Origin of the sequence: Nocardioides sp. CER19 (assembly GCF_029846275.1) — a bacterium.
Classification (GTDB): Bacteria; Actinomycetota; Actinomycetes; order Propionibacteriales; family Nocardioidaceae; genus Nocardioides.
The window spans coordinates 1245506-1269109 of record NZ_JARVWS010000002.1; the positions used below are offsets into that span (position 1 = coordinate 1245506).

General features: G+C 71.5%; 24 protein-coding genes. 22 read left to right on the forward strand and 2 right to left on the reverse strand.

The genetic code is table 11. The annotated features are described in order from the left end of the window. Positions 1–50: 50 nt before the first annotated feature. A complete protein-coding gene (gene argS / locus QDS12_RS14455) occupies positions 51–1739 on the forward strand; it encodes an arginine--tRNA ligase (protein WP_279879951.1) in 1689 nt (562 codons plus the stop codon). Then, positions 1736–3121 (forward strand): diaminopimelate decarboxylase, encoded by a 1386-nt coding sequence (lysA, locus tag QDS12_RS14460; RefSeq protein ID WP_279879954.1) that lies wholly within the window; start codon positions 1736–1738, stop codon positions 3119–3121. Before argS ends, lysA begins: the two co-directional genes overlap by 4 nt. On the opposite strand, the gene QDS12_RS14465 is transcribed toward lysA, so the two are convergent. Continuing rightward, positions 3118–3696 carry a hypothetical protein gene (locus QDS12_RS14465; protein ID WP_279879957.1) on the reverse strand — a complete coding sequence of 193 codons (579 nt, stop codon included), beginning with the start codon at positions 3694–3696 and terminating at the stop codon, positions 3118–3120. The two genes, lysA and QDS12_RS14465, sit on opposite strands and share 4 nt — an antisense overlap. Positions 3697–3768: 72 nt before the next feature. Between QDS12_RS14465 and QDS12_RS14470 the strand changes: the two genes are divergently transcribed. From QDS12_RS14470 to rho, 5 genes are all read left to right on the forward strand, one after another. Next, the gene (locus QDS12_RS14470) at positions 3769–5103 is read left to right on the forward strand and encodes an MFS transporter (RefSeq protein ID WP_279879960.1); all 1335 of its coding nucleotides are present in this window, start codon (positions 3769–3771) and stop codon (positions 5101–5103) included. Between the two features lie 73 nt (positions 5104–5176). Continuing rightward, a complete protein-coding gene (locus QDS12_RS14475; RefSeq protein ID WP_279879963.1) occupies positions 5177–6463 on the forward strand; it encodes a homoserine dehydrogenase in 1287 nt (428 codons plus the stop codon). After that, positions 6460–7548 (forward strand): threonine synthase, encoded by a 1089-nt coding sequence (gene thrC, locus QDS12_RS14480; protein WP_279879967.1) that lies wholly within the window; start codon positions 6460–6462, stop codon positions 7546–7548. The genes QDS12_RS14475 and thrC overlap by 4 nt, the downstream gene beginning before the upstream one ends. Before the next feature lie 5 nt (positions 7549–7553). Then, a complete protein-coding gene (thrB, locus tag QDS12_RS14485; protein ID WP_279879970.1) occupies positions 7554–8477 on the forward strand; it encodes a homoserine kinase in 924 nt (307 codons plus the stop codon). Between the two features lie 235 nt (positions 8478–8712). Continuing rightward, entirely contained in the window at positions 8713–10566 is a 1854-nt protein-coding gene (rho, locus tag QDS12_RS14490; RefSeq protein ID WP_279879973.1) for a transcription termination factor Rho, read from the forward strand. Between the two features lie 38 nt (positions 10567–10604). Here rho and QDS12_RS14495 read toward each other — a convergent pair whose 3' ends face one another. After that, a complete protein-coding gene (locus tag QDS12_RS14495) occupies positions 10605–11324 on the reverse strand; it encodes an FCD domain-containing protein (RefSeq protein WP_279879976.1) in 720 nt (239 codons plus the stop codon). A 128-nt stretch (positions 11325–11452) separates the two neighbouring features. On the opposite strand from QDS12_RS14495, the gene QDS12_RS14500 reads away from it, so the two are divergent. The 15 genes from QDS12_RS14500 (at position 11453) to QDS12_RS14570 (ending at position 23603) form a co-directional block, all read left to right on the forward strand. After that, positions 11453–11986, forward strand: coding sequence for a gluconokinase (locus tag QDS12_RS14500; protein WP_279880448.1), 534 nt, complete (start codon positions 11453–11455; stop codon positions 11984–11986). Next, positions 11986–13383, forward strand: coding sequence for a gluconate:H+ symporter (locus QDS12_RS14505; protein ID WP_279879978.1), 1398 nt, complete (start codon positions 11986–11988; stop codon positions 13381–13383). Before QDS12_RS14500 ends, QDS12_RS14505 begins: the two co-directional genes overlap by 1 nt. 133 nt (positions 13384–13516) lie before the next feature. Further along, the gene (gene rpmE / locus QDS12_RS14510) at positions 13517–13723 is read left to right on the forward strand and encodes a 50S ribosomal protein L31 (protein WP_279879980.1); all 207 of its coding nucleotides are present in this window, start codon (positions 13517–13519) and stop codon (positions 13721–13723) included. Between the two features lie 82 nt (positions 13724–13805). Further along, positions 13806–14879, forward strand: coding sequence for a peptide chain release factor 1 (gene prfA / locus QDS12_RS14515; protein WP_279879983.1), 1074 nt, complete (start codon positions 13806–13808; stop codon positions 14877–14879). 7 nt (positions 14880–14886) lie between these two features. Then, on the forward strand, positions 14887–15765 hold the full coding sequence (prmC, locus tag QDS12_RS14520; RefSeq protein WP_279879985.1) for a peptide chain release factor N(5)-glutamine methyltransferase: 879 nt from the start codon (positions 14887–14889) through the stop codon (positions 15763–15765). Then, positions 15762–16433 carry an L-threonylcarbamoyladenylate synthase gene (locus QDS12_RS14525; RefSeq protein WP_347882184.1) on the forward strand — a complete coding sequence of 224 codons (672 nt, stop codon included), beginning with the start codon at positions 15762–15764 and terminating at the stop codon, positions 16431–16433. The genes prmC and QDS12_RS14525 overlap by 4 nt, the downstream gene beginning before the upstream one ends. Further along, the gene (locus QDS12_RS14530; RefSeq protein WP_279879987.1) at positions 16433–17557 is read left to right on the forward strand and encodes an MraY family glycosyltransferase; all 1125 of its coding nucleotides are present in this window, start codon (positions 16433–16435) and stop codon (positions 17555–17557) included. Before QDS12_RS14525 ends, QDS12_RS14530 begins: the two co-directional genes overlap by 1 nt. Positions 17558–17712: 155 nt before the next feature. Then, positions 17713–18201 carry a hypothetical protein gene (locus tag QDS12_RS14535; protein ID WP_279879990.1) on the forward strand — a complete coding sequence of 163 codons (489 nt, stop codon included), beginning with the start codon at positions 17713–17715 and terminating at the stop codon, positions 18199–18201. A gap of 31 nt (positions 18202–18232) precedes the next feature. After that, positions 18233–18463 (forward strand): AtpZ/AtpI family protein, encoded by a 231-nt coding sequence (locus QDS12_RS14540; RefSeq protein WP_279879991.1) that lies wholly within the window; start codon positions 18233–18235, stop codon positions 18461–18463. A gap of 42 nt (positions 18464–18505) precedes the next feature. Continuing rightward, on the forward strand, positions 18506–19291 hold the full coding sequence (gene atpB, locus QDS12_RS14545; RefSeq protein WP_279879993.1) for a F0F1 ATP synthase subunit A: 786 nt from the start codon (positions 18506–18508) through the stop codon (positions 19289–19291). A 67-nt stretch (positions 19292–19358) separates the two neighbouring features. Beyond that, positions 19359–19562 carry an ATP synthase F0 subunit C gene (atpE, locus tag QDS12_RS14550; RefSeq protein WP_279879995.1) on the forward strand — a complete coding sequence of 68 codons (204 nt, stop codon included), beginning with the start codon at positions 19359–19361 and terminating at the stop codon, positions 19560–19562. A 35-nt stretch (positions 19563–19597) separates the two neighbouring features. Next, on the forward strand, positions 19598–20149 hold the full coding sequence (locus tag QDS12_RS14555; RefSeq protein WP_279879997.1) for a F0F1 ATP synthase subunit B: 552 nt from the start codon (positions 19598–19600) through the stop codon (positions 20147–20149). Further along, the gene (locus tag QDS12_RS14560) at positions 20149–20958 is read left to right on the forward strand and encodes a F0F1 ATP synthase subunit delta (RefSeq protein ID WP_279879999.1); all 810 of its coding nucleotides are present in this window, start codon (positions 20149–20151) and stop codon (positions 20956–20958) included. Before QDS12_RS14555 ends, QDS12_RS14560 begins: the two co-directional genes overlap by 1 nt. 47 nt (positions 20959–21005) lie before the next feature. Continuing rightward, positions 21006–22646: a F0F1 ATP synthase subunit alpha gene (gene atpA / locus QDS12_RS14565; protein ID WP_279880001.1), complete on the forward strand. Its 1641-nt coding sequence runs from the start codon at positions 21006–21008 to the stop codon at positions 22644–22646. Positions 22647–22649: 3 nt separating this feature from the next. Continuing rightward, the gene (locus tag QDS12_RS14570; protein ID WP_279880003.1) at positions 22650–23603 is read left to right on the forward strand and encodes a F0F1 ATP synthase subunit gamma; all 954 of its coding nucleotides are present in this window, start codon (positions 22650–22652) and stop codon (positions 23601–23603) included. The last annotated feature ends 1 nt before the right edge of the window (position 23604 follow it).

A 23604-nucleotide genomic window follows, 5' to 3' on the forward strand; every position in this document is an offset into this window, starting at 1 on the left:
GGCGTGATACCGACGTGAGGCGAGGCTCCTCGCGCGGATAGGCTTGACCGGTGACCCCCGAGCAGCTCTCCACCGCGATCGTCGACGCACTGACGACGCTGTCCGACGAGGGTGCCCTCACCCTCCCCGACGGCGTCCCGACCAGCGTGACCGTGGAGCGACCCCGACAGAAGGGGCACGGCGACTACGCCACCAACGTCGCGCTGCAGCTGGCGAAGAAGGCGAGCACCAACCCGCGCGCGCTCGCCGAGCTGGTGGCGGCGAAGCTCAAGGAGACCGCCGGCGTCGCCGACGTCGAGATCGCCGGTCCGGGCTTCCTCAACATCACCGTGTCGGCCGGCGCGCAGGGCGAGGTGGCCGCGACGATCGCCGCCGCCGGGACGTCGTACGGCGTCGGGGATGTGCTGGCCGGCCAGCGCATCAACATCGAGTTCATCTCCGCGAACCCGACCGGTCCGCTCCACCTGGGCCACACCCGGTGGGCGGTCCTCGGCGACGCCATCGGTCGGGTGCTGGCGGCCGCCGGCGCGGAGGTCACCCGTGAGTTCTACATCAACGACCGCGGCGTTCAGATGAACCACTTCGCGGCCTCGATCATCGCGGCTGCGACGGGGCAGCCGACGCCGCAGGACGGCTACGCCGGCGGCTACATCGACGACCTCGCGAAGGAGGTCGGCGAGGCGGTGCCGGGGATCTTCGAGCTGGCGGAGCCGGAGCGCACGGACGCGGTGCGGGCCAAGGGCTACGAGCTGCAGCTCGCTGAGCAGCAGGCGCAGCTGGACAGCTTCAACACCCACTTCGACGTCTGGTTCTCGGAGAACTCGCTGCACGAGTCCGGCTCGGTGCCCGAGACGCTGGCCCGGCTCAAGGAGCTCGGCCACGTCTACGAGCAGGACGGTGCGCTGTGGATGCGCACGACCGACTTCGGCGACGACAAGGACCGCGTCCTCATCAAGTCCGACGGCGCGCTCACCTACTTCGCGTCCGACACCGCCTACTACCTCGACAAGCGGGCGCGGGGCTTCGACCACTGCATCTACCTGCTCGGCGCCGACCACCACGGCTACGTGGGCCGGCTCCGGGCGATGGCGGCCTGCGTCGGCGACGACCCGGACGAGACGCTCGACGTCATGATCGGCCAGCTCGTCAAGATCCTGCGCGACGGCGCGGAGCTCAAGCTGTCCAAGCGTGCGGGCACCATCGTGACCCTCAACGAGCTCGCGGAGGAGATCGGCGTCGACGCGCTGCGCTACTCCCTCGCGCGCTACCCGGCCGACAGCCCGCTCACGCTCGACGTCGCCGAGATCACCAAGGCGTCCAACGAGAACCCCGTCTACTACGTGCAGTACGCCCACGCGCGGACGAGCGCCATGATGCGCAACGCCGCCGACCTCGGCATGGCGCTGCCCGAGAACCTCACCGATCCCTCGGGCGGGTTCGATCCGTCGCTGCTCGCGCACGAGCGCGACGGCGAGCTGTTGCGCGCGCTGGCGGAGTTCCCGCGCGTCGTCGCGGCGGCCGCCGAGCTGCGTGAGCCGCACCGCGTCGCGCGCTACCTCGAGGACACCGCGTCGATCTTCAACAAGTGGTACGACACCAAGGAGTGCCGGATGCTGCCGCAGGGCGACGAGCCGGTCGGCCCGGCCAACATCGCGCGCCTGGTGCTGGTCGTCGCCACCCGGACGGTCCTCGCCAACGGCCTCGCCCTGCTCGGCGTCTCCGCGCCGGAGCGGATGTGACCGGGCACGTCAGCCCGGGCAGCTTCACCGGCACCTCGCCGGTCTGGCTGCGCGAGCCCTCCGACGCCAACGCGCTCGTGCCGGTGCTGTGGCCCCGCACCGCGCAGAAGGTCGACGGCGCGCTGCACATCGGTGGCCTCCCGGTCGCCGACGTGGTCGCGAACGTCAACACCCCGGCGTTCGTCCTCGACGAGGACGACTTCCGGTTCCGCGCCCGCGCGTTCCGCGACGCGTTCGCCGGCTACGACGTCTACTACGCCGGCAAGGCGTTCATCAGTACGGCGGTCGCCCGGTGGGTCGCCGAGGAGGGGCTGCACCTCGACGTCTGCTCCGACGGCGAGCTGACCGTCGCGCTGCGGGCCGAGGTCGACCCGAAGCACATCGGCTACCACGGCAACAACAAGTCGGCCATGGAGCTGCGCCGCGCCGTCGACGCCGGCGTCGGCCGGATCATCGTCGACTCGTTCGTCGAGATCGAGCGGATCGCCGACGTGGCCGCGCAGCTCGGTGTCGTGCAGCCGGTGATGGTCCGCGTGACGGCGGGCGTCGAGGCCCATACGCACGAGTTCATCGCGACCGCGCACGAGGACCAGAAGTTCGGGTTCTCGATCGGCTCCGGTGATGCCTTCGAGGCGGCACGCCGGGTCCTCGAGTCGAGCAGCCTCGAGCTGCGCGGCCTGCACAGCCACATCGGGAGCCAGATCTTCGACACCTCCGGCTGGGAGGTCGCCGCCCGTCGCGTCCTCGCGCTGCACGCACGCATCGCCTCCGAGCTCGGCCACGCGCTGCCCGAGCTCGACCTGGGCGGCGGCTTCGGCATCGCCTACACGACGCAGGACGACCCGGCCGACCCCGCGGTCCTCGCCGACCAGATCACGAAGATCGTCACGGGGGAGTGCGCCGCGCTCGGGATCGAGCGCCCGCACCTGTCCATCGAGCCCGGCCGGGCGATCGTCGGCCCGTCGATGTGCACCGTCTACACCGTCGGCACCGTCAAGGAGGTCACGCTCGACGGCGGCGCCTCGCGCACCTACGTGAGTGTCGATGGCGGCATGAGCGACAACATCCGGACCGCGCTCTACGACGCCGACTACTCCTGCACCCTCGCCTCGCGGCACAGCGACGCGGACCCCGTCATCGCGCGGGTCGTCGGCAAGCACTGCGAGTCGGGCGACATCGTGGTCAAGCACGAGTTCCTGCCGGGCGACATCCGACCCGGCGACCTGATCGCAGTGCCCGGGACCGGCGCCTACGGCCGGGCGATGGCGTCGAACTACAACCACGCACTGCGGCCCCCGGTCGTCGCTGTCAAGGACGGCGCCTTCCGGGTCATCGTCCGCCGGGAGACGGTCGACGACCTGCTGGCGACCGACGTCGGCTAGTCACGCTGCCGGAGGGCCTTCAGTACGGCCCGACCCCGCGGCGACAGCCGGTAGCCGGTCGGCAGGCTCTCGGTGAGCCCGAGCTCCTTGAGCCGGCGTACGTCGGCCTTGAACGGCTTCTTCTCGCGGCCGATGCTCGCCGCGATGGTCTCGGCGAGCTCGGCCGGCCGTGCCTCGATGAGCTCGAGGTGCTGACGGGTCCACGGCCCCCGGTGGCTGCGCCGGTCCATGTCCGCGAGCCGGTCGAGGACGGTCGCGATCTCAGCACGGCCCGGCCGCTTCGCCCGCAGCGCGACCCGCTCGTCGGCGCCCGCGAAGCGGACGCCGATCCGGTAGACGTCGCCCTCCTTGCGGCCGAGGAACGCGAGCAGCGCGGGCAGGTCGGTGCCGGCCCGCACGGCGTCCTCCGTGGTCAGGTCGGCCGGGTCCACCCGGTCGACCGACACGAACTCCACCACGCCGATCCGCGTCCGCTGCCGCCCGCCCGCGACGTGCATCGGGCGCGACCACGTCCGGAACGCGAGGTCTACCTCGCCGGTGGCGATGCGGTCGAGGTCCGCGTTCGGGAAGAGCATCGGCTCATCCTCGCAGGCGGTGGAGTGATACCCCGTTGACCTCAACCCCGGTCGAGGATGTCGGATAGGCCCGTGACCGATCTCCAGGCCCGGCGAGCGTCGCTGTGGACCGGCCGATACCTCCGCACGACCGTGGGCGTCTTCGCGCTGGCCTTCATGTTCGCCTTCGAGTACCTCGCCGTCGCCACCGTGATGCCCGACGTCGCACGCGCCCTCGACGGCCTCTCGCTCTACGCCGTCGCGTTCGCGGCACCGATGGCGACCTCGGTCATCGCTTTCACGGTCGTCGGGCCGTGGAGCGACCGCCGCGGCCCCCGGCCGGCGGTCGACGCCGGGGTCGTCGTCTTCGGCATCGGACTGCTGGTCGCCGGCCTGGCGCCGAGCATGCCCGTCTTCCTCGTCGGTCGGGCGGTCCAGGGCTTCGGCATGGGCGTCCTCGGCGTCGCGATGTACGTCGTCGTGGCACAGGCCTACCCGCCCGCACTGCGCGCCCGGGCGTTCACGGTGCTCACCGGGGCCTGGGTGCTGCCGGCCCTGATCGGCCCGGCGATCGCCGCCTCCGTCGCCGACGTGTTCGGCTGGCGCTGGGTGTTCCTGGGGGTGCCCGTCATCATCGCCGCGGCCTGGTGGCTGGTGCACGACGCGCCCTCGTCGGCGTCGGGAGAGGGGACCCGCCGACCCGGCGACCTGCCGTGGGCGATCGTCGCCGCGGCCGGCGTGCTGTTGGTCAGCCTCGCCGGGCAGCGCCACCTGCCGTGGTGGCCGGTGCTGCTCGCCGCCGCCGGCATCGCGGTGGTGGTGGCCGGGCCGCGGCTGCTGCCGCGCGGCACCTGGACCGGACGGCGGGGGCTGCCCAGCGTCATCGGCGCGCGCGGGCTGATCGGGGCCGCGTTCGCCGGCGCGGAGGCCTACGTCCCGCTGCTGCTGACCCTGCACCGTGGACTCACCCTGACCCAGGCGGGCTGGGCGCTCACCGCCGGCGCGACGACGTGGTTCGTCGGCTCGTGGCTCGCCGCGAACTGGCGGCCGCTGTCCGACGAGGTGCGCCGGGTCCGCATCGGCGGCGGCGCGCTCGCCGCCGGCATCGCGCTCTTCGCGACCGCCGCCTCCGACGTCCCGCTCGTCATCCCGATGGTCGGCTGGGCACTCGCCGGCGCCGGCATCGGGATGGCCTTCTCCACCCTCTCCGTGCTCACGCTGGCCCAGGCGCCGGCCGGCGAGGAGGGCCGCGCGTCCTCGGCCCTCCAGCTCAACGACGCCCTCGTCCAGGCCCTGGTCCTCGCCGGCGGCAGCGTGGTCTTCGCGGGCTTCGCGGCGTCCGCCCCGGTCACCGGCGCGACGATCCTCGTCGTCGCCGCGGCGGGGCTCGGCGCGCTGAGCCTGGTGCCCGCTAGCCGCCTGCGCTGAAGATCACGAGCCGACCTGTCCGCGTTACGTCGTACCGGGTCACCGACCGTCCGCGCGCCGATACCCTGGGGTCATGCGTCCCCTCAAGGTGGCGGTGCTCGGCTGTGGCTCCGTCGGATCCCAGGTCGTCCGGCTGCTCCAGGAGCAAGCGGGTGACCTCGCTGCCCGCGTCGGCGCGCCGGTCGAGCTGGCGGGCGTCGCGGTCCGGCGACTCGACGCGCCCCGCGAGGTCGACGTACCCCACGAGCTGCTGACGACCGACGCGCAGGCCCTCGTGGCCCGCGACGACATCGACCTGGTCGTCGAGGTCATCGGCGGCATCGAGCCCGCCCGCGGCCTCATCCTGAGCGCCCTGGAGAACGGCGCGAGCGTCGTCACCGCCAACAAGGCGCTGCTCGCCGAGGACGGCGCGACCCTGTTCGAGGCCGCCGAGAAGGCCGGCCGCGACCTCTACTACGAGGCGGCCGTCGCCGGAGCCATCCCGATCCTGCGCCCGCTGCGCGAGTCGCTCGCCGGCGACAAGGTGACGCGGGTGATGGGCATCGTCAACGGCACCACGAACTACATCCTCGACAAGATGGACACCCAGGGCTCCGGCTTCGACGAGGCCCTCGCCGAGGCGCAGGAGCTCGGGTACGCCGAGGCCGACCCGACCGCCGACGTCGACGGCTTCGACGCGGCCGCCAAGGCGGCCATCCTGGCCAGCCTCGCCTTCCACAGTCGCGTGACCGCGAGCGACGTGCACCGCGAGGGCATCACCGACGTGACCGCCGGCGATGTCGCGAGCGCCCAGGCGATGGGCAGCGTCGTCAAGCTGCTCGCGATCGTCGAGCTGAAGGACGACGCCGTGAGCGCCCGCGTCCACCCGGTGATGATCCCGCGCAGCCACCCGCTGGCCAGTGTCCGCGAGGCGTTCAACGCCGTCTTCGTCGAGTCCGAGGCGGCCGGCCAGCTCATGTTCTACGGCCGCGGCGCCGGTGGGGCGCCGACCGCCAGCGCGGTCCTCGGCGACCTCGTGACGGTCGCCCGCAACGTCGTGGCGGGCACCAAGGGCGCCGGCGAGTCGTCGTACGCCGACCGCGCCGTGCTGCCCATGGGCGACACGGTCACCCGCTACCACGTGTCGCTCGACGTCGCCGACAAGGCGGGCGTCCTGGCGGCCGTGGCCACCGCGTTCGCCGAGCACGGCGTCTCGATCCAGACCGTTCGGCAGGAGGGCCGCGACGCCGATGCCCAGCTCGTCGTCGTCAGCCACGAGGCCACCGACGCCCAGCTCGCGGCGACCGTCGAGGCGCTGCGAGGCATGGACATCGTCCGCGACGTCACGAGCGTGATGCGCGTAGAGGGAGAGCTCGCATGAGTCAGCAGTCGGCCCACCAGCCTGCCCACCAGTGGCGCGGTGTGATCGAGGAGTACCGCAACCTCCTCGACATCCCCGAGGGCACCCCGGCGATCACGCTGGGGGAGGGCGGCACCCCGCTCGTCCGCTCGGAGTGGCTCTCCGGGCTCACCGGCGGCGAGGTCTGGCTCAAGATCGAGGGCCAGAACCCCACCGGATCCTTCAAGGACCGCGGCATGACCGCCGCGATCTCCGTCGCCCTGCACGAGGGCGCGAAGGCCTGCGTGTGCGCGAGCACCGGCAACACCTCGGCGTCGATGGCGGCCTACGCCGCGAAGGCCGGGCTGACCCCGATCGTGCTCGTCCCGGACGGCAAGATCGCCGCCGGCAAGCTCGCCCAGGCGCTCGTGCACGGCGCCCAGGTCATCCAGGTCCGCGGCAACTTCGACGACTGCCTCAAGCTGTCCCGCGGGCTCGCCGAGCACTACCCGGTCGCGCTGGTGAACTCGGTCAACCCGATCCGGCTCGAGGGCCAGAAGACCGCCGCGTTCGAGGTCGTCGACCGGCTCGGGGACGCGCCCGACTTCCACCTGATGCCCATCGGCAACGCGGGCAACATGTCGGCGTACTGGCTCGGCTACCAGCAGTACGCCGCCGCCGGGCGGGCGTCGAAGAAGCCGGTCCTGCGAGCGTTCCAGGCCGAGGGCGCGGCGCCGCTGGTGCTCGGCCAGCCCGTGGAGTTCCCCGAGACCCGCGCGACCGCCATCCGGATCGGCAACCCCGCGTCCTGGAAGCTGGCGGTGGCTGCCAAGGAGCAGTCAGGCGGCCGCTTCGCCGCCCTCTCCGACGACCTGATCCTGAGCGCGCAGGCCGACCTGGCCCGCCGCGACGGCGTGTTCGTGGAGCCGGCCTCGGCCGCCGGCGTCGCCGGCCTGCTCGCCGAGCTCGAGGCGGGGGAGTCCTACGCCGGTGCGACGGTCGTCATCACCGTCACCGGGCACGGTCTGAAGGACACCGTGACGGCGCTCGAGTTCTTCGGCGAGCTCCCGCAGGTCGTGGTCGACGCCGACATCGACGCGGCGGCCGCCGCGGCCGGGCTCGTCTGACCTCCATGACGTCGTTCGTCTCGGGGCCCGTCCGGGTCACGGTGCCCGCCACGTCCGCCAACCTCGGGCCGGGCTACGACTCGCTCGGCCTCGCGCTCGAGCTGCGCGACGTCCTCGAGGCCGAGGTGACCACCGGCGGGCTGGTCGTCGAGGTCGAGGGCTCGGGCGCCGGCGAGGTGCCGCTCGACGAGGCGCACCTGGTGGTCAGGTCGATGCGGGCCGCGTTCGAGCTGCTCGGGGAGCAGCCACCCGGCCTGTCCCTCACCTGCCACAACGTCGTACCCCACGCCCGGGGGCTGGGCTCCTCCTCCGCGGCCATCGTGGGCGGCGTGGTGCTGGCGCGGGCGCTCGTCGCCGGCGGCGAGCTGCTCCTCGACGACGAGGCCGCGTTCCGGCTGACCGCCGAGCTCGAGGGCCACCCGGACAACGTCGCGCCGGCGTTCCACGGCGGCTTCGTCATCTCCGGCAGCGAGTCCGCTGCCGGTCACGACGCCGACTTCTGGGCGGTCCAGGCCTCCGTCGACCCGCGGGTCGGTGCCGTGGTGTTCATCCCACCGACCGGCGTCGAGACGAAGGTCGCCCGCGGGCTGCTGCCGGACCGGGTGCCGCACGCGGACGCGGCGGCCGGTGCCGCCCGCAGCGCGCTGCTCGTCGCGGCGCTGGCCGGTCAGCCCGAGCAGCTGCACCGCGCCACCCGCGACTACCTGCACCAGGAGTACCGCCGCCCGGCGATGCCCGACTCCCTCGCCCTGGTCGACGCCCTCCGCGCCGACGGGGGCGCGGCGGTCGTCTCCGGCGCCGGCCCGACGGTCCTCGCCTTCACCGACGGCGACGGCTCGACGCTCACCCAGGAGCTCCTGGCCCGCTGCCCCGCCGGGTGGGTGGCGCGGCACCTCGCGGTGTCGCTCGACGGCGCCCGCGTCGAGTAGCGCGGCAGCGCCGCGGAATCAGACACGCCTCCGGCATTGTTAGAGTGGTGACGCGCCGCACAGTCGGCGTGGCATCATGGGGAATCCGATCGCGTCAGCGATGCGGACCCACTTCCCTCAACCCAGCGCAGATCACGTCTGCCCACCAGGGACACTGACCTGAGGGAAGCTTGACATCAGATCAGCCGCCGGCGGTACGCCGGTTCAGGCTGCTAAACGTGGGAAGGGACCTCACGTGACGGAAACCATCGAACCCACTGCTGCGGGCGCCGAGGGCGCCACCAAGAAGCGCGGTGGGCTCAACGCGATGCTGCTCGCCGACCTCAAGGCGATGGCGAGTGGCATGGGGATCTCAGGTGCCGGGTCGATGAAGAAGGCCCAGCTGATCGACGCCATCAAGGCCGCCCAGTCGGGCGGCGGTCGCCCCGCCAGGGCCGAGGGCGACGCGCCGAAGGCGGACACCGGGAAGCCCCGACGAGGCGCCGCGACCCGCGGCGCGAAGGCGGTCGAGGGCGGTGCCCCGGCCGAGCAGAAGAGCGAGCCGAAGGGCGAGCCGAAGGCCGAGCAGAAGAGCGAGCCGAAGACCGAGCCCCAGGGCGCGGAGAAGGCCGAGCGCAGGGCCCGGCCGAAGGCCGAGGCCACGGAGCCGAAGACCGGGCCGGGCGGCGACGCCGAGTCCCGCGACCGCGGTGACCGGGACGGTCGCGGCCAGACCCCCCAGCAGGGCGAGCGCCACGAGGACCGCGGCGAGCGCCAGGACGACCAGAACCGCAACCAGGGCAACCAGTCGGGTGCCCAGGGCCAGGGCAACCGCGACGCCGACGGCGAGGGCGGCAGCCGGCGCAACCGGCGTCGCCGCGGCCGCGACCGCGAGCGCCAGGGCAGCACCGGCAACGCGCCGCGCCAGGGCCAGAGCCAGCGCGGCGAGCCCGACACCGAGATCCGCGACGACGACGTCCTCGTACCCGCCGCCGGCATCCTCGACGTCCTCGACAACTACGCGTTCGTGCGCACCAGCGGCTACCTGCCGGGTGCCGACGACGTCTACGTCTCCCTGTCGATGGTCCGCAAGCTCGGCCTGCGGCGCGGTGACGCGATCACCGGCCAGGTGCGCCAGCCCCGCGAGGGCGAGCGCCGCGAGAAGTTCAACCCGATGGTGCGCATCGACACCGTCAACGGCGCCGACCCGTCGGCGGCCACGTCGCGGGTCGAGTTCTCCAAGCTGACGCCGCTCTACGCCAACGAGCGGCTGCGCATGGAGACCGATGCCACCAACATGATCGGCCGGGTCATCGACATCGCCGCGCCGATCGGCAAGGGACAGCGCGGCCTCATCGTCTCGCCCGCCAAGGCCGGCAAGACGATGATCATGCAGTCGATCGCCAACTCGATCACCACCAACAACCCGGAGTGCCACCTCATGGTCGTCCTCGTCGACGAGCGGCCCGAGGAGGTCACCGACTTCGAGCGCTCGGTCAAGGGCGAGGTCATCTCGTCGACGTTCGACCGCCCCGCGTCCGACCACACGATCGTCGCCGAGCTCGCCATCGAGCGGGCCAAGCGGCTCGTGGAGCTCGGCCACGACGTCGTCGTGCTCCTCGACGGCATCACCCGGCTCGGTCGCGCCTACAACCTCGCGGCGCCGGCCAGCGGCCGGATCCTGTCCGGTGGTGTGGACTCGGCGGCGCTCTATCCGCCCAAGAAGTTCTTCGGTGCCGCCCGCAACATCGAGAACGGCGGCTCGCTCACCATCCTCGCGACCGCGCTCATCGAGTCCGGCTCGAAGATGGACGAGGTGATCTTCGAGGAGTTCAAGGGCACCGGCAACATGGAGATCCGGCTGCGTCGCGACTTCGCCGAGAAGCGGATCTTCCCGGCGATCGACGCCGTCCAGTCGGGCACCCGACGCGAGGAGCTCCTGATGAGCAAGGAGGAGCTCGCGATCATCTGGAAGCTGCGCCGCGTGCTCTCGGCTCTCGACGGCCAGCAGGCCCTCGAGCTGCTCCTGGAGCGTCTGAAGAAGACGCACAGCAACGTCGAGTTCCTCATGCAGGTGCAGAAGACGACCCCGGGCTCCGACCAGATCTGAGACCGGGAGCTCGACGACCGAGGCCTCGGTCGCCTGCGTCAGGGGCGTAGCTCCGACATGGCGACCGAGGCCTCGTCGATGATCGAGCGCATCGCCCGCTCGGCTCCGGCCACGTCACCGGCGCGTACGGCGCGCGCGACCGCGTCGTGGAGCGCGACCGCGTCCGGGTTCGGCCGGTCCGGCATCATCCCGTGGTGGGTGCGCCCGCTCAGCACCTCGGCGATCACGCTGCCGAGCGAGGCGAGCATCTCGTTGCCGCTCGCCTCGAGCAGCGTCCGGTGGAACGCCTGGTCCGCGAGCAGGTAGGTGTCGAGGTCGCGGGCCCGCCCGTGGACCTCCATGTCCGAGACGGCGACGGCCAGCGCGCGGCACTGCTCAGGCGTCGCCCGTGCGGCGGCGAGCGCCGCGGCCACCGGCTCCACGCCCTGCCGCAGCTCGGAGAGCGACAGCAGCTGGTCGACCCGGTCGCTGCTGTCGAGCCGCCACCGGATCACCCGCGGGTCGAACACGTTCCACGACGAGCGGGGGAGCACCGTCACGCCGACGCGACGGCGCGACGCGAGCAACCCCATCGACTCGAGCACGCGCACCGCCTCCCGGGCGACGCTGCGCGAGACGGCGTACTGCCCGCAGACGCCCTCGAGCGTGAGCACGCTGCCGGGCGCGAGCGCGCCCGAGACCACCGCGGTGCCCAGGCCCGCGAGCACCGAGCCGTGGAGCTCGCCGGAGACGCCGGCCGCTGCCGGGGGGACTGTCACTCGCGCATGCTCCCACTCGCGGGGCTTGCGTGAAAAGAGCGGACTATTCGTCACACGCGCTTGCAAAAGTATGACGATTGATGATTGCCTGTGGCGGCTACCACATTCCCGACCTCAAGGAGATGGTCATGTCGCTGCCCGAACCCGCCCCGCTGGTGGTGGTGATGGGGGTGTCCGGATCCGGGAAGTCGACCGTCGGCGCTGCGCTCGCGCAGCGGCTGGGTGTCCCGTTCGAGGACGGCGACGACCTGCATCCGCCGGCGAACATCGCGAAGATGAGCGCCGGCGTGCCGCTCGACGACGACGACCGCTACCCGTGGCTCGAGGCGATCGGGGAGTGGCTGGCCGCCCACCAGGCCGACGGAGGCGTCATGAGCAGCTCGGCGCTCAAGCGCAAGTACCGCGACCAGCTCCGCCGCCACGTGCCCCACCTGGCGTTCCTCCACCTGCACGGAAGCCGTGAGGTCATCGCCGCGCGGCAGGCGACCCGGCCCGGTCACTTCATGCCCGCGTCGCTGCTCACCTCGCAGTTCGCGACGCTCGAGCCGCTCGCCCCCGACGAGCGGGGCCTTGTCATCGACGTCGCGCAGTCCGTCGACGCCATCGTCCAGGAGTACGTCGACCGCGCGTCCGCGTCCCGACCCACCACCGAGGAGTCCTGATGTCCGCCGTCCTGCCGCTCGCGCTCGCCGCCGCCGGCACCGACACCATCGAGCCCGTCGCGCCCGGCTGGCGCCTGATCGTCGGTGCCCTCGTCGGCATCGCCGTGATCGTCGCCCTGATCGTCGCGGGGAAGGTCCACCCGTTCCTCGCGCTCATGATCGGCGGCCTGACCGTCGGCATCGTGGACGGTCAGAACGTCGCCGACGTCATCACGAGCTTCAGCACCGGGTTCGGCACGACCGCCGCCGGTGTCGGCATCCTCATCGCGCTGGGCGCGATGTTCGCCCGGCTGCTCGCCGACTCGGGCGGTGCGGACCAGATCGTCGACACCATCGTCGGGCACGCCTCACCGCGGCTGCTGCCGTGGGCGATGGCGCTGGTCGGCGCGATCATCGGCCTGCCGATGTTCTTCGAGATCGGCCTGGTGCTGCTGATGCCGGTCATCTACCTCGTCGCACGTCGCTCGCAGCTCTCGCTGGTCACCGTCGGCATCCCGGCCCTGGCCGGTCTGTCGGCCATGCACGGGCTGGTGCCGCCCCATCCCGGTCCGCTCGCCGCGATCCAGAACCTGCACGCCGACCTGGGCGTCACGCTCGCCTTCGGCGTGATCGTCGCGATCCCGACGGTGATCGTGTCCGGACCGCTCTTCGGCCGCCTCGCCGGGACGTGGGTCGACGTGGCTCCGCCGGCGACGTTCGACCCGGCGGAGCGCGCCGAGGACGAGCGCCGCCCCGGCTTCGGCATCACGTTGTTCAGCGTCCTGCTGCCGGTCGTCCTGATGCTCGCCAAGGCGCTGGCCGACATCGTCATCGACGACGAGACGCAGGGCGTCCAGAAGGTCCTCGACGTCCTCGGCACGCCGCTCATCGCGCTGCTGATCGCCGTCCTCGTCGGGATGTTCACCCTGGGCCGCAACGCCGGCTTCGACCGCGCCCGGCTGTCGAAGACGCTGGAGGCGTCCCTGCCGCCGATCGCCGGCATCCTCCTCATCGTCTCCGCGGGCGGCGGCTTCAAGCAGGTGCTCGTCGACAGCGGCATCGGGACGCTGCTCGCCGACTGGGCGAAGGGCGCCAACATCTCCGCGGTCCTGCTCGCCTGGGTGCTCGCCGTGCTGATCCGCCTCGCGACCGGCTCCGCGACCGTCGCCACCATCACCGCCAGCTCGCTCATGGTCGGCGTCGTCGCGGGCCAGTCGACCGCCGAGACCTCGCTCGTCGTCCTCGCCGTCGGCGCCGGCTCGGTCTTCTTCTCGCACGTCAACGACGCGGGCTTCTGGCTGGTGAAGGAGTACTTCGGCATGACCGTCGGCCAGACGATCAAGACCTGGTCGCTGATGGAGACGGTGCTGTCGGTCTCCGGTCTGGTGTTCGTGCTCCTGCTCGGTCTCGTCGTCTGACGGCGCCGTCCGCCGACGCCGCCCGGCCGGGAATTCGTCCGGCCGGACCCGTGTTGACTAGCATGAACCCGTTCCGGTCCGGTTCACCTCGCGTCTCGCGTGAGGACCCGGCCCCTGAGTGATGAGGACATCCATGAAGGCTGACATCCACCCGCAGTACGTCGAGACCCAGGTGACCTGCACCTGCGGCGCGACGTTCACCACGCGCTCGACCAAGACCGACGGCGTCATCCGCGCCGACGTCTGCTCGCAGTGCCACCCGTTCTACACCGGCAAGCAGAAGATCCTCGACACCGGCGGCCGCGTCGCCCGGTTCGAGGCCCGCTACGGCAAGAAGTAGCTGCTTCCGAGCGCCGGCCCCCGCTTCCGAGCGGGCGGCCGGCGCTCGTCATTTCTGAGCGGTCGAGGAGTGGGAGGTCAGGATGTTCGAGGCGGTCGAGGGTCTCGTCGAGGAGCACCACGGGCTGGAGGGTCGGCTCGCGGCGCCGGAGACGCACGCCGACGCGCGCCTGGCCAAGCAGCTCAACCAGCGGTACGCCGAGCTGAGCGCCATCATCGGCGCCTACCGGCACTGGCAGCGGCTCGGCGACGACATCGAGGCCGCGCGTTCGCTGGCCGCCGAGGACCCGTCCTTCGCGGAGGAGGCCGACCAGCTCGCCGAGCGCAGGGTCGACGCCGAGGAGCGGCTGCGCCGCCTCCTGGTGCCGCGTGACCCGGCGGACGACAAGGACGCGATCCTCGAGGTGAAGTCGGGCGAGGGCGGCGAGGAGTCAGCGCTCTTCGCAGGCGACCTGCTCCGGATGTACACCCGCTTCGCCGAGCGGCACGGGTGGAAGACCGAGCTCCTCGACGCCACCGAGTCCGATCTCGGCGGCTACAAGTCGGTCACGGTCGCGGTGAAGGCCAAGGGGACGCCCGAGCCGGGCCAGGCGCCGTACGCGCTGCTCAAGTTCGAGGGCGGCGTACACCGGGTCCAGCGCGTCCCGGTCACGGAGAGCCAGGGCCGGGTGCACACGTCGGCGGCGGGCGTGCTCGTCATGCCGGAGGCCGAGCAGGTCGACGTCACGATCGACGAGAACGACCTGCGCATCGACGTCTTCCGGAGCTCCGGCCCGGGCGGGCAGAGCGTCAACACGACCGACTCGGCGGTTCGCATCACCCACCTGCCCACCGGCATCGTCGTCAGCTGCCAGAACGAGAAGAGCCAGCTCCAGAACAAGGAGCAGGCGCTCCGCATCCTCCGCGCCCGGCTGTTGCAGGCGGCGCAGGACGCGGCCGACGCCGAGGCGAGCGACGCCCGGCGCAGCCAGGTGCGCACGGTCGACCGCTCGGAGCGGATCCGCACCTACAACTTCCCGGAGAACCGGATCTCCGACCACCGGACCGGCTACAAGGCCTACAACCTCGACCAGGTGCTCGACGGCGAGCTCGGGCCGGTGCTGGAGTCGGCCGTCGAGGCCGATCTGGCGGCGCGCCTCGCCGCCCTCGAGAGCTGACGGCTCGATGACCGAGGTCACTCGGCGCAGCCTGCTCGCGACCGGAGCCGTGCTGCTGCGCGAGGGCGGCGTGGCCAGCCCCGACCACGACGCGAGCGTGCTGCTCGCGCACGTGCTCGGCGTCTCCCGAGGCGCGCTCGTCCTCGTCGACCACATCACCGACGAGCAGGCCGACGGCTACCTCGAGCTGGTCCATCGCCGGGCCGCCCGCGAGCCGCTCCAGCACCTGACCGGGGTCGCTTACTTCCGCCACGTCGAGCTCGCCGTGGGACCCGGCGTCTTCGTCCCACGGCCCGAGACGGAGCTGCTCGCCGGGTGGGCCGTCGAGCAGGCCCACCGGGTCGCCCGGGAGACTCGGCGCGAGCCCGTCGTCGTCGACCTGTGCACCGGCTCGGGCGCGATCGCGAAGAGCATCGCGGCCGAGGTTCCCGGCGCGCGGGTGCACGCGGTCGAGCTGGGCGAGGACGCCTACGCCTGGGCGGAGCGCAACCTGTCCGGCAGCGGGGTCGACCTGCGCCACGGGGACATGGGGACCGCTTTCGAGGATCTGCGGGGCAGCGTCGACGTCGTCGTCTGCAACCCGCCCTACATCCCCCTGACCGCGTGGGAGTCGGTCGCCGCCGAGGCGCGCGACCACGACCCCGATCTCGCGCTCTACTCGGGCCAGGACGGTCTCGACGCGATGCGGGTCCTGGAGCAACGGGCCGCGTTCCTGCTCGGGCCCGGGGGAGTGGTCGGCGCGGAGCACGCGGACGAGCAGGGCCCCGACGGCCTCGGCGGAGGCGCGCCGGCGGTCTTCGCGGCGACCGGCCGGTGGGTCGACGTACGCGACCACCTCGACCTGGCGGGGCGACCCCGCTACACGACCGCGAGGCTGGCACGATGAGCAGCATGCCAGCGGAGCGTTTCACGACAGGGTCCGACGAGGAGCGAGCCGCCGCCGTCGACGCGGCGGCCCGGGCGGTCACCCGGGGCGAGCTCGTCGTGATCCCCACCGACACCGTCTACGGCATCGGCGCCGACGCGTTCGACCCGGTCGCGGTCAAGGCGCTGCTCGACGCGAAGGGCCGGGGCCGTGAGATGCCGCCGCCGGTGCTCGTCGCGTCGGCGACGACGCTCGACGCGCTGGCCGTCGGCGTCCCGGAGTGGGCCCGCGCGCTCACCGAGGCGTTCTGGCCCGGCGCCCTCACCCTGGTCTGCCACCAGCAGAGCTCCCTGCAGTGGGACCTCGGCGAGACGCGAGGGACCGTCGCCGTGCGCGTGCCCGACCACCCGGTCGCGATCGAGGTCCTCGAGCGCACCGGCCCGCTCGCGGTCAGCTCGGCCAACCGCACGGGGATGCCGGCCGCGACCGACGCCGACGCGGCCGAGGAGATGCTCGGCCACGCCGTCGCCGTCCTCGTGGACTCCGGCCCGACGTCCGGGCCCGAGCCGTCCACCATCGTCGACGCCACCGGCGAGGCGCCGCGGCTGCTGCGCCTCGGCGCGATCGGCGTCGACCGCCTCAACGAGGTGCTCGCGCCCCACGACGTCACCGTGTCCGAAGGCGAGTAGTGCGCGCCTATCTCCTGCTCTTCCTCGTCGCGGCGTCGGTCACCTACCTCCTCACGGTGATCGCCCGCGAGGTCGCGCTGCGCACCGGCGCGGTCGCCCGCGTGCGCGACCGCGACGTGCACGCGGAGCCGATCCCCTACATGGGCGGCGTCGCCATGCTCGGCGGCCTCGGCGCGGCCTACCTCGTGGCGCGTCAGCTGCCGTTCCTCTCCGGAGGCTCGCCGTTCGTGCTGCGCGACGCGGGCGTCGTGCTCGTGGCCGGCGCGATCATCTGCATGGTGGGCGTGCTCGACGACATCTTCGAGCTCGACGCCCTCACCAAGCTCGGTGGGCAGGTGCTGGCCACGGCGTTCCTGATCGCGTTCAACATCCAGTACTTCTTCATCCCGACGGGCGGGAACACGTTCTTCTCGCTCGATCCGACGCAGGGTGCGCTGCTGACCGGCGTGATGGTCATCGCCACCGTCAACGCCGTGAACTTCATCGACGGCCTCGACGGCCTGGCGGCCGGGGTGGTCGGCATCGGGGCACTGGCGTTCTTCGCGTTCTGCTACGGCATCACCCGCCTCAACCAGGTGGACCGCGCGAGCACCGCCGCGCTGCTCAGCATCGCGCTGGCTGGCGCCTGCGTGGGCTTCCTGATCCACAACTGGAACCCGGCCCGGCTCTTCATGGGAGACAGCGGCTCGATGCTCCTGGGGCTCGTCCTGTCGGCGAGCGCGGTCAGTCTCTCCGGTCAGTTCACCCCCGGCCAGCTCAGCCAGGGCGTCAGCGGCTCGGCCGCCAGCCTGCTGCCGACCTTCCTGCCGATCGCGCTCCCGCTCACCCTGCTGCTGGTCCCGATCGCTGACCTGGTCATGGCCGTCGTACGTCGGACGCGGGCCGGCCGCTCGCCGTTCGCGCCCGACAAGCAGCACCTCCACCACCGGCTCCTCGAGATCGGCCACTCGCAGCGGCGCGCGGTGCTGATCATGTGGCTGTGGGCCGCGCTGATCGCGTTCGGCTCGTCCTTCGCCAGCCTCTACTCCGGGCCGTGGATGTGGGGCACCCTCGCCGCCTCTCTCGTCGTGACGCTGGCGCTGACCTTCCTGCTGCCCAAGCTGCGCCAGGTCGACCCCGCCTGACCGCTCCTCACGGGCTCTCTGGAACGTTCCATTTAGGACTGCCGGGGCGCTTGTGATAACTTTCACGAGCGATCTGGTTAGGGTTTCGGGATGCCGCACATGCAGCTCGGCGACCAGGTCGTGACCGTCAGAACTCCTCCACAGAACGGCCGCCGATGATGACGACCGAGTCGAAGCAGGTCAGCGCCACCGTCGGCGCCGGCACGCTCCTCGGTGCGGCCGCGTGGGCGTTTCCCGCCGGCCTCGTGGTCGCCCTGGCCGGGCTCGCCGTGGACGGCTCCACGGCGCTGTACGCCGGCCTGGCCGGCGCGGTGGCGACGGTGCTCGTCCTGGCGGGCGGTGCGCTGGTCGTCGGCGTGGTCGCCCGGATCATGCCGGTCGCCTCGCTGATGCTCGCGCTGCTCACCTACGTGTGCCAGCTGCTGCTCCTGACCGTGGCGCTGACGGCGGTCGCGAACCTCGCCGACGACACCGCCACGCAATGGTCGGCGGGAGCCCTGATCGCCGTCACGCTGGTGTGGACGATCGCCCACCTGCTGCTCGCCACGCGCCGCCGGATCGCGGTCTACGACGTCACCCTGCCGAGCGGAGATTCATCGGCGTCCGATGCTTCTACCACTGGCACCAGGGCGGGTGCGCGATGACCCCTTCACGGCTGCTATTGTCCGGGGCGCGATGGCACCCGACGACTCCCCGCGCAGGGATCCGTGGCGCTCGTTCAGCTACCTCGTGGCAGGCGTGGCGTTCTACGGCGCGGTCGGCTGGGGACTGGACTGGTGGCTGGGGACGCACTTCCTGGTCGCGGTCGGGATCGTCTTCGGCGCGGTGCTCGGCATCTACATGACGTGGGCGTCGCTGAAGGCGGACGAGGACGACCCGGGTAGCGACGGCGACCCGAAGACGTAAGGCTTGACAGTTGTATCCGAAGAAGAGAGTGCAGGAGACAGAGTGAGTTCACTCGCGACGGTGGTCCGGGCCGAGTCGTTCGAGCCTCCCGGCCCGAACAACTTCGACCTCCCCGGCTTCTTCGGAAGCTCGGTCACCAAGCCGATGGTCCTCATCGTCCTCGCGGCGATCGTGGTCTTCGCCTTCTTCTACCTCTCCATCCGCCGCCGCGCGCTCGTGCCGAGCAAGCTGCAGTACGCGGGGGAGAGCGCCTACGGGATGGTGCGCAACAGCATCGCGCGCGACATCATCGGCGGCCACGACTACCGGCGGTTCATCCCCTACCTGGTCACCCTCTTCTTCTTCATCCTGGTCAACAACCTGTTCGGGTCGATCCCGTTCCTGGCCTTCCCGACGTTCTCGCGGGCCTCCATGGCCTACGCGCTGGCCGGTGTGTCCTGGGTGCTCTACAACGCGGTCGGCATCCGTCGCCACGGCTTCGTCGGCTACCTGAAGCTCCAGACGGTCCCCGCCGGCGTGCAGGCCTTCATGCTGCCGCTGCTGGTGCCGCTGGAGTTCTTCTCCAACATCCTGGTCCGCCCGGTCACGCTGGCCCTCCGTCTGTTCTGCAACATGTTCGCGGGCCACCTCCTGCTGATGCTGTTCGCGACCGGCGGTCTCTACCTCATCAAGGAGGTCGGTGGGATCGGCTACATCGCCGGCCCCCTCGCCTGGGTGCTCGCGGTCGCGATCGCCTTCCTGGAGATGCTGGTCCAGTTCCTGCAGGCCTACGTCTTCACCCTGCTCAACGCGATGTACCTCCAGGGTGCGCTCGCCGACGAGCACTGAGCCCGGGTCACCGGACTCCCTGAGCTTCAACTCCAACAGCAGTAACCAACCGAAAGGAAACACCGCCGTGGACGGCAACCTCAACATGATCGGGTACGGCCTGGCTGCCATCGGCCCGGGTGTCGGCATCGGTCTCATCTTCGCCGCCTACATCTCCGGCGTCGCTCGCCAGCCCGAGGCGCAGAGCCGTCTCCAGGCGATCGCCATCCTCGGCTTCGCGCTGGCCGAGGCGCTCGCCATCATCGGTATCGCCCTCGCGTTCGTCCTCTGACCCACGCCTAGCGGGACCTGACAAGGAAGCTGCCCATGCAGACAGTTGTGACGCTCGCCGCCGCGGCGGCGGGGCACGAGGAGAACCCGCTCGGCCTCGTCTGGTCCGAGTTCATCCTCTCGCTCGTCGTTTTCGGCATCCTGCTCTACCTCATCGCCAAGTTCGTGGTGCCGAGGTTCGAGCAGACCTACAGCGAGCGCACCACCGCCATCGAGGGCGGCCTCGCGGCCGCGGAGAGCAAGCAGGCGGAGGCCGACGCGAAGCTCGCCGAGCTCGAGCAGCAGCTCGCCGATGCTCGCCACGAGGCCTCGCGCATCCGTGAGGAGGCGCGGGAGCAGGGCGCCCAGATCGTCGCCGAGATGCGGGAGCAGGCGCAGGCCGAGGCCTCGCGCATCGTCGAGCACGGCAAGACCCAGATCGAGGCTGAGCGGCAGCAGGCGATCACCTCGCTGCGCGCCGAGGTCGGCGGTCTGGCCACCGGCCTGGCCGGTCGGATCGTGGGCGAGAGCCTCGAGGACGACGCCCGCCAGAGCCGCGTCGTCGAGCGGTTCCTGGCCGATCTCGAGTCCGGGGCGGGTGCCAACTGATGGACTTCCGTGGTGCTTCGGCCGAGGCGGTCGCCGCTCTCACCGGCGAGCTGGTCCCGCTGACCGGCTCGGGTGAGGCGGCGAGCGCCCTCGCCGACGGCCTCTTCTCGGTGTCGCAGACGCTGCGGTCCGAGCCGGCGCTGCGCCGGTTCGTCACCGACGTCTCGGTGCCGACCGAGGCCAAGCAGGGCCTGGTGCGCGAGGTGTTCGTCGGCAAGCTGCCGGACGACGCCCTCACGCTGGTCGCCTCGGCGGTCGGGCGCCGGTGGACCGGCAGCCATGACCTCGCCGACGCGCTGGAGCACCTCAGCGAGGTCGCCACGGTCCGCTCGGCCGGCGGCCAGGTGAAGCAGCTGTCCGACGAGCTGTTCGCGTTCGGCCAGGTCGTCCAGCGCAACCCCGAGCTGCGGGACGCGCTGTCCGACCCGGTCCGCTCGACGCAGGACAAGACCGGTCTCGTGGACTCGCTGCTCGCCGGCAAGGCGCTGCCCGCCACGGTGACGCTGGCCAAGCAGGCGCTGGCCGGCACCTACCGCACGGTCTCGGTCGCGCTGGCCGAGTACCAGAAGGTCGCGGCCTCGGTCCACGACGAGGGCGTCGCCACCGTGCGTGTCGCGAAGCCGCTGACGGATACCGAGACAGAGCGGCTCGGAGCTGCCCTGCAGCGTGCCTACGGCCGCCCGATCCACCTCAACCTGCTCGTCGACCCCGAGGTGCTGGGCGGCATCAAGGTCGAGATCGGCGACGATGTCATCGACGGCACCATCGCCAGCCGCCTGGACGACGCCCGCCGGGCGATCAGCGGCTGACCCCCACGACGTACGACGAAGAATTTCGAGAGAGAAGGCATCAGGAGATGACGGAGCTTTCCATCCGTCCGGAGGAGATCCGCGACGCGCTGAGCAAGTACGTCGCCGAGTACAAGCCGGAGGCCGCGTCCCGCGAGGAGGTCGGCAACGTCTCCCAGACCGCCGACGGCATCGCGCGCGTCACCGGTCTGCCCTCGGCCATGGCGAACGAGCTGCTCGAGTTCGAGGACGGCACCCTGGGCCTCGCCCTGAACCTGGACACCCGCGAGATCGGCGTCGTCGTCCTCGGTGACTTCGACGGCATCGAGGAGGGCCAGACGGTCCGCCGTACCGGCGAGGTCCTGTCGGTCCCCGTCGGCGACGGCTACCTCGGCCGCGTCGTGGACCCGCTCGGCAACCCGATCGACGGCCTCGGCGACGTCGCGACCACCGGCCGCCGTGCGCTCGAGCTCCAGGCGCCGAGCGTGATGCAGCGCAAGTCGGTCCACGAGCCGCTCGCCACCGGCATCAAGGCCATCGACGCGATGACCCCGATCGGCCGCGGCCAGCGCCAGCTCATCATCGGTGACCGCGCGACCGGCAAGACCACGGTCGCGATCGACACGATCATCAACCAGAAGCAGAACTGGGAGACCGGCGACCCGGCGAAGCAGGTCCGCTGCATCTACGTCGCCATCGGCCAGAAGGGCTCGACCATCGCCTCGGTGCGCGGTGCCCTCGAGGAGGCCGGCGCGCTGGAGTACACCACCATCGTCGCCGCCCCGGCGTCCGACAGCGCCGGCTTCAAGTACCTCGCCCCCTACACCGGCTCGGCCATCGGCCAGCACTGGATGTACGACGGCAAGCACGTCCTCATCGTGTTCGACGACCTGACCAAGCAGGCCGAGGCCTACCGCGCCGTGTCGCTGCTGCTGCGTCGTCCGCCGGGCCGTGAGGCCTACCCGGGTGACGTCTTCTACCTGCACAGCCGTCTCCTCGAGCGCTGCGCGAAGCTGTCCGACGACCTGGGCGCCGGCTCGATGACCGGTCTGCCGATCATCGAGACCAAGGCCAACGACGTGTCGGCGTTCATCCCGACCAACGTCATCTCGATCACCGACGGCCAGATCTTCCTGCAGTCCGACCTGTTCGCGGCCAACCAGCGCCCCGCCATCGACGTGGGTGTCTCGGTGTCGCGAGTCGGCGGTGCGGCGATGACCAAGGCGATGAAGGCCGTCACCGGCTCGCTCAAGGTCGACCTCGCGCAGTTCCGCGCCATGGAGGCCTTCGCGATGTTCGCGTCCGACCTCGACGCGGCCTCGCGACAGCAGCTCGACCGCGGCCAGCGCCTGATGGCGCTGCTCAAGCAGCCGGCCTACTCGCCCTACCCGCTCGAGGAGATGACGGTGTCGCTGTGGCTGGGCACCACCGGCCGCCTCGACAAGCTCCCGGTGGCCGACGTCCTGAAGTTCGAGCAGGAGTTCATCGACTACGTGAAGCGGACCAAGTCGGGCATCCTCGACGGCATCCGCGAGACGCTGAAGTTCGAGGACTCCACGGAGTCCGAGCTGGCGTCGGCGTACGACGAGTTCAGCAACCAGTTCGAGACCTCCGACGGTGGCTCGATCAGGGCCGGCTCGGAGACGACCGAGGCTCTCGAGGACGGCGACGTCGAGCAGGAGCAGATCGTCAAGCAGAAGCGGGGCTGACGGATGGCCGTATCGCTGCGTGAGTACCGGGCGAAGATCAAGTCGGTCGAGTCGACCAAGAAGATCACCCGCGCCATGGAGCTCATTGCTGCGTCCCGCATCATCAAGGCGCAGCAGCGGGCCAACGCCGCCGCGCCGTACGCACGAGAGCTCACCCGGGCGGTCTCGGCGGTGGCGACGTACTCCAACGTCGACCACGTGCTGACGACCGAGCCGGAGCAGGCCGACCGCGCGGCGGTCCTGGTCATCACCAGCGACCGCGGCCTGGCCGGTGCCTACTCCTCGAGCGTGCTGCGCGAGGCCGAGGGCCTGGTCGAGAAGCTCAAGGCCGAGGGCAAGCAGGTCGACCTCTACGTCTCCGGACGCAAGGGTGAGGCCTTCTACCGGTTCCGCGGCCGCTCGATCGTGAAGTCGTGGACGGGGCACTCCGACCAGCCGACCTACGAGGTCGCCAAGGAGCTCGGGCAGGGCCTGATCGCGGCGTTCCTGTCCGGTGCGGCCGAGGGCGCCCGCGGCGGCTCCGCCGAGCAGCTGAGCGACGCGTTCCCGGGCGTCGACGAGGTCCACCTCGTCTACACCCGGTTCCGTTCGATGCTGGTCCAGCAGCCCACCGCCGTGCGCCTCCTGCCACTGGAGGTCGTCGAAGGCGTCGAGGCGCCCGCCGAGGACGAGGTGCTGCCGCTCTACGACTTCGAGCCCTCCGCAGAGGCGGTCCTCGACGCTCTGCTCCCGCAGTACGTCCAGAGCCGCATCTGGTACGCGCTGCTCCAGGCCGCCGCGTCCGAGCTCGCCGCCCGTCAGAAGGCGATGAAGTCGGCGACGGACAACGCCCAGGAGCTCATCAAGAAGTACACGCGGATCGCGAACCAGGCCCGCCAGGCCGGTATCACGCAGGAGATCAGCGAGATCGTCGGCGGCGTGAACGCGCTCGCCGACGCCCAGGCCGGCAACGACTGAG